This is a genomic window from Dickeya ananatis (assembly GCF_019464615.1).
GTDB lineage: Bacteria > Pseudomonadota > Gammaproteobacteria > Enterobacterales > Enterobacteriaceae > Dickeya > Dickeya oryzae.
The window spans coordinates 2,465,952-2,477,933 of the sequence record NZ_CP040816.1 but is presented as its reverse complement, the minus strand read 5'-3'; the positions used below and the strand labels follow the sequence as shown (position 1 = coordinate 2,477,933).

The 11,982-nt window shown below is 53.5% G+C and carries 11 protein-coding genes; 6 read left to right on the top strand and 5 right to left on the bottom strand.

The features are described 5' to 3' along the window. The first annotated feature begins 18 nt into the window (after window positions 1-18). The 6 genes from FGI04_RS10975 to FGI04_RS10950 all read left to right on the top strand — a co-directional run bounded on the left by FGI04_RS10975 (window position 19) and on the right by FGI04_RS10950 (window position 6,783). Window positions 19-1,911, top strand: coding sequence for an IucA/IucC family protein (locus FGI04_RS10975; protein WP_407321222.1), 1,893 nt, complete (start codon window positions 19-21; stop codon window positions 1,909-1,911). 416 nt (window positions 1,912-2,327) lie between these two features. Then, window positions 2,328-3,245, top strand: a complete 918-nt coding sequence (locus FGI04_RS10970; RefSeq protein WP_407321223.1) for an ABC transporter substrate-binding protein — start codon at window positions 2,328-2,330, stop codon at window positions 3,243-3,245. After that, complete coding sequence (locus FGI04_RS10965; RefSeq protein WP_407336712.1) at window positions 3,242-4,264, top strand: FecCD family ABC transporter permease; 1,023 nt, start codon at window positions 3,242-3,244, stop codon at window positions 4,262-4,264. The genes FGI04_RS10970 and FGI04_RS10965 overlap by 4 nt, the downstream gene beginning before the upstream one ends. Beyond that, on the top strand, window positions 4,257-5,306 hold the full coding sequence (locus FGI04_RS10960; RefSeq protein ID WP_342701338.1) for a FecCD family ABC transporter permease: 1,050 nt from the start codon (window positions 4,257-4,259) through the stop codon (window positions 5,304-5,306). Before FGI04_RS10965 ends, FGI04_RS10960 begins: the two co-directional genes overlap by 8 nt. 11 nt (window positions 5,307-5,317) lie before the next feature. Continuing rightward, entirely contained in the window at window positions 5,318-6,163 is an 846-nt protein-coding gene (locus FGI04_RS10955; RefSeq protein WP_407322229.1) for an ABC transporter ATP-binding protein, read from the top strand. Then, a complete protein-coding gene (locus tag FGI04_RS10950; RefSeq protein ID WP_407321224.1) occupies window positions 6,160-6,783 on the top strand; it encodes an RraA family protein in 624 nt (207 codons plus the stop codon). The genes FGI04_RS10955 and FGI04_RS10950 overlap by 4 nt, the downstream gene beginning before the upstream one ends. Before the next feature lie 48 nt (window positions 6,784-6,831). Here the strand turns inward: FGI04_RS10950 and FGI04_RS10945 are convergent, their stop codons facing one another. The 5 genes from FGI04_RS10945 to FGI04_RS10925 all read right to left on the bottom strand — a co-directional run bounded on the left by FGI04_RS10945 (window position 6,832) and on the right by FGI04_RS10925 (window position 11,921). Next, window positions 6,832-7,242: a type II toxin-antitoxin system HicB family antitoxin gene (locus FGI04_RS10945; protein WP_023639453.1), complete on the bottom strand. Its 411-nt coding sequence runs from the start codon at window positions 7,240-7,242 to the stop codon at window positions 6,832-6,834. A gap of 27 nt (window positions 7,243-7,269) precedes the next feature. Then, window positions 7,270-7,449, bottom strand: a complete 180-nt coding sequence (locus FGI04_RS10940) for a type II toxin-antitoxin system HicA family toxin (protein ID WP_023639454.1) — start codon at window positions 7,447-7,449, stop codon at window positions 7,270-7,272. A 233-nt stretch (window positions 7,450-7,682) separates the two neighbouring features. Then, on the bottom strand, window positions 7,683-9,449 hold the full coding sequence (locus FGI04_RS10935) for an AIPR family protein (protein WP_040000524.1): 1,767 nt from the start codon (window positions 9,447-9,449) through the stop codon (window positions 7,683-7,685). 313 nt (window positions 9,450-9,762) lie between these two features. After that, the gene (locus FGI04_RS10930; protein ID WP_407321225.1) at window positions 9,763-10,830 is read right to left on the bottom strand and encodes an MBL fold metallo-hydrolase; all 1,068 of its coding nucleotides are present in this window, start codon (window positions 10,828-10,830) and stop codon (window positions 9,763-9,765) included. A 164-nt stretch (window positions 10,831-10,994) separates the two neighbouring features. Beyond that, window positions 10,995-11,921 (bottom strand): LysR family transcriptional regulator, encoded by a 927-nt coding sequence (locus tag FGI04_RS10925; RefSeq protein WP_342701334.1) that lies wholly within the window; start codon window positions 11,919-11,921, stop codon window positions 10,995-10,997. Between the last annotated feature and the right edge of the window lie 61 nt (window positions 11,922-11,982).

Here is an 11,982-nt window from a genome sequence, read left to right as displayed (position 1 = left end):
CCAATGGAAAGTCATGTGATGAAAAATACGTCTCACTACAAGGATGCCAGCCACAGCGTGATGCAGGATCTGGTGGATTGCCTGTTGGCCGAAGAATTTTTTGGTGCCCAGCCGTTGGCGTTGTATACCGCCGATGAATGGCACCAGCAGTACGGGCAGCCGTCACCGTTCGGTGCGCTGGAGAGCTCGGCCCGTCTGTGGCGCTGGTGCAGCGATGAGCGTGAACAGCGGCATCTGGTGGTGGCGCTGCGCCCTGGCATTACCCAGCGCTGGGAAAAAATACCGGACACGGTGGTGTACGCCTGGCAGCAGGGCGGTAACGACTGGCAGGCGCTGGAGCCGGAAAGTTTCATGCATCTGGTCTTCGCCGGGCAGCACAGTGAGGAAGACAACAGCGGAGAGAGTAACGCCAAAGGGCAGGCGCTGTTTCTGGATGTGCTCAACACCAGCGTGGAACAGACCGCGCTCTCACGCGAGCACCGCATCGATACCGACGAGCTGCTCGCGCGCGACAATGCCGATTTCTTCCACGTCATGGAACAGTGGGCTTCGCTGCGCGACCGGCCGTATCACCCGACCGCCAAAGCCAAACAGGGGCTGAGTGCCGAAGAATACCGTCGTTACGTGGCGGAGTTCGCCGAACCGGTGGCGTTGAACTGGGTGGCGGTGGTCAAAGACCAACTGCAATGTGGCGATGGCATCAGCAACACGGCTGACCAGTACCCGGCACATTATCTGCTGCCGCAGACGGAACAGGCGGCGCTGCAACAGGAACTGACGACACGCGGCATTGCCGACACTCACATCGCCTTGCCGGTGCACCCGTGGCAGTTCGATCATATTCTGGAAACCCAGTTGGGCGAGGCGTTTCGTCACGGTGAATGCCAGCGGCTCGATTTCTGTGCCGCTCGCTACCTGCCGACCTCGTCATTGCGTTCCATGACCCCGTGTTTTGCCAGTGCGGACTACCTCAAACTGCCGATGGCGGTCTACTCGCTGGGGGCGTCACGCTACCTACCGGCAGTGAAAATGATCAACGGTGGGTTAAGTGAAGCGTTGTTGCGACAGGCGCGCGACAAAGACGCGGTATTACAGCAGCGACTGTATCTGTGTGATGAAGGCAAATGGTGGGCGTTTATGCCGCCGCAGGCCACCCTGTTTGATGAAGCGCCACGCCACCTGTCGGCGATGGTACGCAGTTATCCGCGTGAACTGTTTGATGACCCGGATTACCGCCTGCTGCCGATGGCGGCGCTGGGGACACCGTTACCGGGTAGCCGCCGTCACTTCTTTGACGACTGGCTGGCATATCGCAATTTAGCGGCGAATGCCGAGTCGGTATTGACACTGTTCGCCGAGCTTTGCCATTGTTTCTTCGATATTAATTTCCGCATGTTCCGCTTAGGGATGTTGGGTGAGATTCACGGGCAGAACGCGGTATTGGTGTGGAAAGCCGGTCAGGCCCACGGCCTGTTGCTGCGCGACCACGATTCACTGCGTATTCATGTGCCGACGCTGGAACAACACGGTATGCAGGACCCGGTGTACCGCATCAAACAAGGCCATGCCAATACGCTTTACCACGAACGTTTGGACGACCTGCTGTTCTGGCTGCAAACGCTGGGAATTCAGGTCAACATGCGGGCGATCATTGACACGCTGTCGCTGACCTATGATCTGGATGCCGCAACGCTGTGGGGCGTGATGCGCACTGAAATCAATGGGGCGATTGACCGTGCCGGTTTCGCGACTGATACGCAAGCGATGCTGAAAACCCGCTTGTTTGACGCACCCAACTGGCCGCAGAAACTGCTGATCACCCCGATGATCGCCCGCGCCGGTGGGCCGGGGAGCATGCCGTTCGGCAAAGGAGAGGTGATTAACCCGTTTCAGGCAATCATTGGTAAATAGATTGCCATTAACTTTTTAGTGACGGGCTTTGCGGGATATACGCTGGTTTTTGGGCGTAAAAAACTGTGCTGAGGTGGGCGACTTCGCCGGGTGAGCGGCAGGGACGCCGCGAAAGCCCGTGCCGCGTTGGACAAAAACGTCGGGAGCGTTTTTGAACAGCGTTTACGCTGGCCCGCAAGGGTGAACCCGTCAGGGTTCATAATTTAGCCCTTAGCTAGTGGTCAAGGAGAGGCGGCGTTTGAGCCTCTCCTTGTCGTGCGTGCGATGAAGTTGCAAAGAATTCACTTAGTTTATCAAGCACGAAATGTCGCACGGCCCCGGCACGGTTTACCGGCAACAAAAATAATACGGCTGTTTATTAACAGCCTCTAACTGTCCACCAACAGTTCAACCTGTAAGGCAGATCACATCGAATCGTGAATGAGTATTTAGTGTCGCGCCGCCGATTGCTGCGGTGGTCGTTAAGCCTGTTGCCGCTGGGGCTTTCCCGGCCTGCGCTGGCTCAGTCGTTGTTGATGCCGCAACGGGTTATCACCCTGTTTCAGGGCGCGACGGATACCGCCGTGGCGCTGGGGGTGACACCTGCTGGTGTGGTGGATTCGTGGAGTGAGAAACCCATGTACCGCTACCTGCGTCCGGCGCTGGCCGGGGTGCCGCATGTGGGGCTGGAAACCCAACCCAGTCTGGAAGACATCGTGCTGTTAAAGCCCGATACCATCGTCGCTTCGCGTTTTCGCCACCAGCGACTGGAGCCACTGCTGTCGCAGATTGCACCAGTGGTGATGCTCGATGAAATCTACCAGTTCAAGAAAACGGTACAGGTGATGGGGCAGGCGCTGGGGCGTCAGGCGGTGGCGGATACACTGTTGCAGCACTGGCAGCAACGGGTGAACAGGCTGCGTGAGCAGTTGCAACGCCGCTTTGGCAGCGGCTGGCCGCCCACCGTATCAATACTGGATATCCGCGAAGATCATATCCGTAGCTATTTACCCAACAGTTTTCCCGGCTCGGTAGTGAGCGAACTGGGGTTTGGCTGGAGTGAAGCCAGCCGCGCTCAACCGGGGGTATCACTCAAGCTGACCAGCAAAGAGAGCATCCCGGTGGTGGATGCCGATATCTTTTTCATTTTTCTGCGCTCTGAGAGCCCCGCCGTGCAACGCAACTATGAATCGCTGATCCGTCATCCGCTGTGGCAACAACTGCGTGCGCCGCAGCGACAGCAGGTGTGGGTGGTCAATGGCGTCACCTGGAGCCTGTCCGGCGGTATCCTGGGGGCGAATATGATGCTCGATGATATCGCCCGGGTGACCGGTATCGCCGGAGGTCTGTCATGAGCCATGTCGAGAGAGTCCGCGTGAAGCAGATGGCTCCGGCTCAGGTGCTGGCGGGCGGCGCGGTGTGCCTGCTGGCACTGGCGTTTTTGAGCTTGATGGTTGGGCCGATAGCGATTGCGCCATCGCAGGTGTTTGGGGCGTTGTGGCATCCGGACCCGCTGAACGTGAACCATATTCTGGTCACCTCGACGCGCCTGTCGCGCACGCTGATAGCTATCGTGGTGGGGGCCAGTCTGGCGGTGGCAGGGGCCTTGATGCAGGTGCTGACCCGTAATCCACTGGCATCGCCGGGGCTGTTTGGTATTAACGCCGGCGCGATGTTTTGCCTGATTGTCTGCGTGTCGCTGTTTCCCAAGGTGGCGATGTCGGTGTGGCTGTGGTCGGCGTTTGCTGGCGCGGCGCTGGCAGGTTGCCTGGTATGGCTGATTGGCACCATGGGCAAAGGCAGCCTGAACCCGCTGCGCATGGTGCTGGCGGGGGCGGCGATCACCGCCATGTTCGCGGCCTTTAGTCAGGGAATGCTGGTGGTCAATCAGGAAGGGCTGGATACGGTGCTGTTCTGGCTGGCCGGTTCGGTGGCCGATCGCGAGCTGGCGACGATATTGCCGTTGATGGGGTATTGTCTGGCGGCGCTGGTCGCCAGCCTGTTGCTGGCAGGGCAGGTTAACGTGCTGAACGCCGGTGAAGCTATCGCCCGAGGTCTGGGGCAACGCACCGGGCGCATCCGACTGTTGATGAGTCTGCTGGTGATTGTGCTGGCCGGTGGCGCGGTGGCGATGGCGGGCAGCATTGGCTTTATCGGTCTGATTGTGCCGCATATGGCCCGAAAACTGTTGCCTGCCGACCACCGTTGGCTGCTGCCCGGCTGCGCGCTATTAGGGGCAGCGTTATTGCTACTGGCGGATATTCTGGCGCGGGTGGTGATTGTGCCTCAGGAGGTGCCAGTCGGGGTGATGACGGCGCTGTTCGGTGCCCCGTTCTTTATTGTGCTGCTGCGGCGCGGAGGTCGGCATGGATAAGCGCGAAGGCAGAGATCCAGTGCTGGTGTGGCGACAAGGGCCGTTTTCCCGCCAGATTAACCTGACCAGCGTTGGACGCATCGCACTGGCGCTGATACTGGTGCTGGCGGTGATGGTGATATCACTTGGCATCGGCAAGCTGATGCTGTCACCGTGGGAGGTGTTGCGGGCGTTGGTCTCGTCACAGTCAGAGGGCGCGACGCTTATCGTACAGCAATTACGCTTGCCGCGGGTGCTGCTGGCGGCACTGGTTGGCGGCGCACTGGCGGTATCCGGGCTGATTTTACAGGCGATGATTCGAAACCCGCTGGCGTCACCGGATATTCTTGGCATTACCAGCGGTGCCAGCGCAGCGGCGGTGTTCTACCTGTCGTTTCTCACCGGTACGCTGGGGGCGCACTACCTGCCACTGGCGGCGATGACCGGGGCCGGCGTGGCCGCGCTGGCGGTGTATTGTCTGGCGTGGCAATCGGGTGTATCGCCGCAGCGGTTGGTGTTGACCGGTGTGGGGGTATCGGCACTGTTGGTGGCGGCGACCACCTTTATGCTGGTGTTCAGCCCGCTGACTACCACGCTCTCGGCGTATGTCTGGCTGACCGGCAGCGTCTACGGTGCCAATTGGCGTGAAACCCGTGAACTGGGTGTCTGGCTACTGCTGATGGTGCCGTGGCTGGTGTGGCTGGCGCGTCAGGTGCGGGTGCAGCAACTGGATGATGGGCTGGCGCAGGGCATCGGTGTGCGGGTGCAGGGGTTGCGCTTAGCGCTGTTGCTGCTCAGTGTGGCGCTGGCCGGTGCGGCGATCGCCTGGGGTGGGGCGATGGCGTTCGTCGGACTTATCGCTCCCCACATCGCTAAACGGTTGGTGGCACCGACCTTTGCCGGGCAGGCGACGATGGCGTTTCTGTGTGGCGCTGTACTGGTGATGGTAGCGGATCTGTGCGGGCGCACGTTGTTTTTGCCGCTGGATCTGCCCGCCGGGATTTTCGTTTCGGCGCTGGGCGCGCCGTTCTTTTTGTATTTACTGATCAAACAACGTCATTAAGGAAACGGATGATGACCGCCATTACCAGCCGGGAGCTGACCCTCGGCTATGCCAGCCAGACGATTATCGACAATCTGGATATACAGTTGCCGAAGGGCAAAGTGTCGGTACTGATAGGCAGCAACGGGTGCGGCAAAAGTACACTGCTTAAGTCTTTCGCCCGCTTGCTTAAGCCACTGAGTGGCTCGGTCATCCTCAATGGTGAGGATATTCACCGTCAGTCTACCGCCGAGGTGGCGCGTGCGTTGGCGATTTTGCCGCAGATGCCGGATGCGCCGGAAGGCATTACCGTGAAGCAGTTGGTCAGCCTGGGACGCTATCCCTACCAGAACTGGTTACAGCAGTGGTCACAGGAAGACGAGCGGATGGTAAACCGTGCGCTGGTGCAAACCGGCACCGACGGGCTGGCGGACCGACCGGTAGATGCGTTATCCGGCGGTCAACGCCAACGGGTGTGGATCGCCATGACACTGGCACAGGATACCGAGGTGGTGCTGCTGGATGAACCCACTACCTTTCTCGACCTGGCGCACCAGATTGAAGTGCTGGATTTGCTGCGTGAACTGAACCGTCAACACGGGAAAACTATCATCATGGTGCTGCACGATCTCAATCTGGCGTGCCGTTACGCCGACCATATGGTGGCGGTGCATAACCGTACCGCCTTCGCACAGGGGGCCCCGGCGGCGATTCTGGACGAAGCGCTGGTGAAAACCGTGTTTAATCTGGACTGCCGTATTATTGCTGATCCGTTTTTCCACACACCGTTATGCATTCCATTTGGCCGTGAAAAGCCACATGAAACAGTAGCGGGCAATGGCCCGTCGGATGACTGGCATGGGCAGGTGGCAGGATGAATTATCATATTCTTCCCCGCGTCTCGCCGCTTAGCGATGAACTGCTGGCAGGCTATCACCATGTCGGCACCTCCACACTGGGGCATTTGACAGAACAAGGGTATTTGCCGGGTATCCGGCCGCTCGTGGCGGATGTGCAGATGATCGGCAACGTGGTGACGGTAAAACTGTGCCCGCCGGATGGCGGTGTACTACGTGAGGCATTGTTACTGAGCCAGCCCGGCGATGTGCTGGTGATTGATGCCTCTGATGAAGAAGAACGCGCCTGCTGGGGTGAACTGCGCACGCTGGCGGCCAAAGTGAAAGGGCTGGCGGGGGTTGTCGTAGCCGGTGCCGTGACGGATTCACGTGCGCTACGCAAACTGGGCTTGCCGGTGTTCTGCAAAGGCGTCAGCGCCATTACCACCCGCACACTGGGATGTGCCGGTGCCGTCAATGTACCGGTTACGATCACTGGGGTGACGGTGCATCCCGGCGATATGGCGATAGGCGATGACGACGGTGTGTTTATCCTGAGCCCCTCCGCCGCCCGCGACTGGCTGGAGGCGGCACAGCACAAAGAACTCGCGGACGCAGAACGGCGGGAGGTGCTGTGGCAAAAATTACCGGGGGCTTTCTGATACCGATGTAAAACAAGAAACCTGCCGAAGCAGGTTTCTGAATAAAGGTCAGCGCAGGGATGACATCCGCTCTAATGCCGCCTGGGCAAGGAACCCCGATCGGCTTTTAAATTCTGGGTTACTTGCTACACAACGATCGATACGATCAATCAGTGATTTCGGCAGCGTGACGTTAATTTTTTCCACACCCCCCATCAGCCGGGTGACATCGATATCAACAACGGCCCAGGTGTAACCGATGTATTCCGGTGATTTCGCCAACGTGCCGACGGATGAAACAGCAGGAATATCCTGGCCCATTTCGATAAGCAGCTCAATGTGACCAGTGATCGCGTCTTTAGCGTTAGCGATGGCCTCATCAAGTGTATCACCTGCGGAGAAACAGCCCGGCAGATCTGGCACTGTCACGCCGTATGCATGAGCATCGTCGCCTGCTTCAATTGCAATTGGATAAAACATAATTCAGCCTCTTCGAGTAAGCAGGGATCATATCCCTGCCTGTTTCCTGATGCTTTTTACCGTGCCTATCGGTAAATCCTTCTTAGGATGCGGGATGGTCACTAACCCCGGTTTAGCTGGGTGGATGAAGTGGTGATGGCTGCCGTTAATCCTTACCAATTCCCATCCATCGGCCTTGATTTCTGCCATTAACGTCCTGCTGTCCATCCTTAAACCTCGTATCCCGGCCATCAGCCAATCATAACCCTGATAACCCTGAAAATCAATCTTATGGAGTTATTGGGGGGTTATAATAATCAGATGCAGAATATTTGAATTGTTGTTTAATTCTTCGTGTGTGGAGGGGGCTTACGTACTTGTATGCGGGAACTCCAGTTTTTGTGATGGTTTAAAGAACGCGCCAAAATTGGCGCGTAAACTTAATACAGTATAAATTTATTTTAAATGTTTTTATAAAGCTCATCAATTTTATTGGCGTTTGCAAAGAATCTTGCTGGATATGCATTTGCATACTTGCTACTCATATACTCCTCGGTGCTATCGATCAAATTAATTAACTTTGTTCCTAAATCATTTATATCTGGAGTGATATGGTCTGTTGATGACTTGAGGTTTTGAACTGAATTTAATAATACTGAGGCAAAGTATCTATTTGCGTGAGTGACAATCAAATGTCTTCTGCTATTTGAAAGCTTGTCAATGGTGGTTAGTTCCTTTCCAATTAGGTCATCAATGACTCTAAGGTGAATAACAGCATTTATTAATCTAATTCCGGGTACTTGTGGGTTAAATACCGTTTTGTATAAGCTACCATCGAAGTTGTCAAAAAATCGGCCTCTATATAACTTTAATGTCGCAACAATTGTATTGTTTTTGGTTAAGCAAGCTAAAGCATTTAGAGCTTCATCAAGATCTATTGTTTTGGCGTTTTTTTGAAATGAGTCTTCATCTGTTCTTAATAATTGGTACTGGTATCCTTCAAGAATTAATTCCTTTGCTAACCTGTGTTGCTCTGGCTGCTGAGATGCAAAATCTCGTCCGAGAACTCTATTCTGGAGGTTGTTAGCTCTGGTGATGCTATTGGCGATGGTATCACCTTTGTCATCATTTACTTTTATAAATCTTGCGGAAATTTTTATTTTTGAAAGATTTTCTCCTGCGGAATCGATCAATGATCCAATGCTGCTTACTGTCTGTGCTCCATTAATGACACTTACATCTGTAAAATTAAAAACGCCTCTTTCTGAACCTAATGCTGCATTCCTTCTATGAGGCTCTATTTCATTAACTAATAAAGTTATGCCATTATTATAGAACCAGAACATATCTGGCTTTGTTAATGCTGTTTTTTTAATTTCTTCATTGACATCTGTTTTTCCTAGCAAATTTCTAATATTTTTCGTGAATAATCTTTGTCCGTGAGATTTCCACCAGTCTGCAATCTGATCTCCACTAATTAAACCATAATAAGCTTTATGTGGATTGTCGATAAAACCATATCGTTCGATTTCAACATCTTTCAAGTCAATGCTATTCCTGGAGCCGGCCTGTAACCATTGAAGAATGTCTTCGGCAGAGATAAGATGAACTTGAAAGGCTAACTCTTCATTTGGAGTGTTTTCTGTCATTAACGCTGCTTCATTCAAATCCACTTGCCATGATTTCATGTCATCCAAAATTTGCTCTGCAGCGCCTCTTTTACCTGTATGAGTCATTGCAAAGATGAATTTATAGTCTAAAGAACTAAGTGCAATGCTGATATCTGTCTGCTTGTTTTGTAGTATCTCGTCAAATAAATTATATTGTTCGCTTTGGAGTTTTTCGCATGCATCTTTAAAAGATAAAAAATCATCTTTTATCCATGTTCCACTACCTGATTGATTAAATTTAGATTGAACGATAACTACAATTTTTTCATTGTGGTTAATACATACACCATCAATGCCGCCATCACGGCTACTATCACAAACACTTTCGCCTGCTTCCCGATCATCAACTCCACCTAATTGAAACATAGTAAAAGCAGCCAAGGCTCTACTGGCCATCTTTATATTATAGTCTGGTTGAGCAACAGAGCATTCACGTTTATGGATAAAATCCTGATATCTTTCTCTTAATGCGTGTCCAAGTCGGGTGGCTGTAACTTGTGCAGTTGCGGAGGCTGCAGTTGAATTATCTTCAAGTTTCAGATCGCTTACAAATGCCATAATTACCTCGATAATTATATATGTTGAAATTATATATTTTTATGGGTTCTTGGTTTATTGGGGGGAAAGGACTAATCATTGTCAATGAATGCATCTCATTATATTAAAAATATATCATCTGTTGTCTAGATTAGTGAAAAATAAAGTAGCTTGGCCGGTCTTTACTAAATATTTTCTCATCACGACGCTGTACTTGTGAGAAATAACATCCCGCCAGATTTGGAGCCTCGCAATGATAATCGGAGCATCAATGCGGAGGCTATTTAGTCCTTAATTTATTCTCTGGGTATATGCTTTTCATCCCCAAGATCAGCTATTCTGCATCCTGTACCGCGTTTCTGGCGATAGGTCGTGACGGTAGCGCATCAACGTCTTTCTCCCACCACATTGGTGTGGTTGTGGGTGTCCCCAGCGTGACCACTTCACCCAGCATCGGTGTCAGCATAGGTAGCTGTCGCGCTTGCGCTAACTGGCTGCTGTGTTGCACCGGGTCGGCCCAGTCGTGAAACGCCAGCGCGAACATGCCCCAATGGATGGGCATGAACTGGCGGGCTTGCACATCTTGTACCGCCTGTATGGTCTGCTCCGGGTGCATGTGTGAGTCTGGCCAGCGTTCGTTGTACTGTCCGTTTTCCATGAAGGCGAGATCAAACGGACCAAAGCGTTCACCAATCTCACGGAAATGTTCGCCGTACCCAGAGTCGCCACTAAAAAAGAGACGTTCCCGTTGGCCTTCGATCACCCAGGAAGCCCACAGCGTGGTGTTGCGATCAGACATACTGCGGCCAGAAAAATGGTGCGACGGTGTGGCGGTAAAGCGAATGCCGTTAAACGTATGAGAGTGATACCAATCCAGTTCCTGGATACGGCTGGCGTCGATCCCCCATTTTTGCAGGCGCTGACCCACTTTCAGTGGGGCGATAAACCGGGTTGTGGTGTCACGAAAGGCGCGGATGGTTTGCTCGTCGAGATGATCGTAGTGGTCGTGCGATAGCAAGATAAGGTCGATATTCGGCAGGGCTTCACGCGCCAGCACGGGGGGCTGAAAGCGGCGGAACATAAAACTGAATGGTGAGACACTGGCGGAAAAGACCGGGTCTATCAGGATGCGGGTATCATCCAGATTCAGCAGCAAGGTGGAATGCCCGAACCAGATAAATGTGAGGCGCTCATCAGCGGCGAGGAACGCCGTCAGATTGGGGGATACCGTCGGTAACCGTTTAGCCGGTACACGCCCTTTGCGCTGAAAACCCAGCCGCCACAGCAGTGACAGGCTTTGCCACAGACCCATCCTCGGGGCCACCGACGGGCGTGGATTGAAGAAATGCCCGGTTTGTCGGTTGTAGTGCGGGGTGTCGTGTGACGTGATGGTCTCTGGCATAGGTACTCCTGACGTGCTGCATAGAGGGGATGGGCCGACAATTATGGATGTGGCTATCCGTGCTGACATGACTACGGATAGCATGCCTTGCCATACCTGTCATCGCATATGGTGCGGTGCGTGAGTTGAACGGTACCACTCAGCGCGTGCCGCCCAGTCGGTGTTTACAGGTTGAATTTGCTTATCCAGGGGCTGTTTTTCTCGTTAGACCACAGATGCATCAACATATCTTTAAAGCGCTCCGCTGCTGGACTCAACGTGGAATCTTTGCGTTGCACCACCCCGAGCGTTCTGCGCACGACGGGTTCTATCAGCGGCTTACTCACTAACACATGGTGTTCGTCACGCGGCATCGCCAGACTGGGTACCGCCGCAATCCCTAAACCGGCTTCTACCATACCCAGCGAGGTGGAGAGGTGGCGTACTTCATAAAACCAGTTAGGTTTCCAGGCGCTGTTTTCCAGTGCCTGTTCAATCAATAACCGGTTGCCGCTGGAGCGTCTTACGCCAATCAGTGGGTAATCGGCCAGTTCTTCCCACATCACCAGTGACTTGTCTGCCAGCGGGTGGTCGCGTCGGCAGGCCAGTACAAAAGGCTCATTCACCAGCGGTATGAACTCCACATTAAAGTGTGTGACGTTGATCATATTAATACCAAAATCTGCGTCCCCGTTGAGCACGGCGTCCAGACAGTCGCTTGCGCTGTGTTCCAGTATACGAATGCGTATATTCGGGTAGTGTTCGTTGTAATTACGAATCACCGCGGGCAGGAAATAAAAGGCAGCGGTTGGAATACACGACAACGTGACAAAACCGGTTTGGTGTGAGGCCATCTCCTGAATATTCAGGATCGAGTTTTCATAAAAATCAATGAGGTTTCTTGCGTTAGGCAAAAAACTTTTGCCGACGGCGGTCAGGCTGACCCGGCGGGTCGAACGTTCAAACAGTGCGGTTCCAAGACTCTCTTCCAGCTTTTTTATCCGCCGCGTCAACGCCGGTTGAGAAATATGCAACAATTCTGAGGCTTTCGTAAAACAACCGGTATCCGCAATTTTTACAAATGCCTTAATGCCCTGAAGCTCATGCTGCATGGGGGTTCTCTCCTGTTGACGGGGGGGCTGACAAGATAATGTGTACCCGCCCCCTGATTAA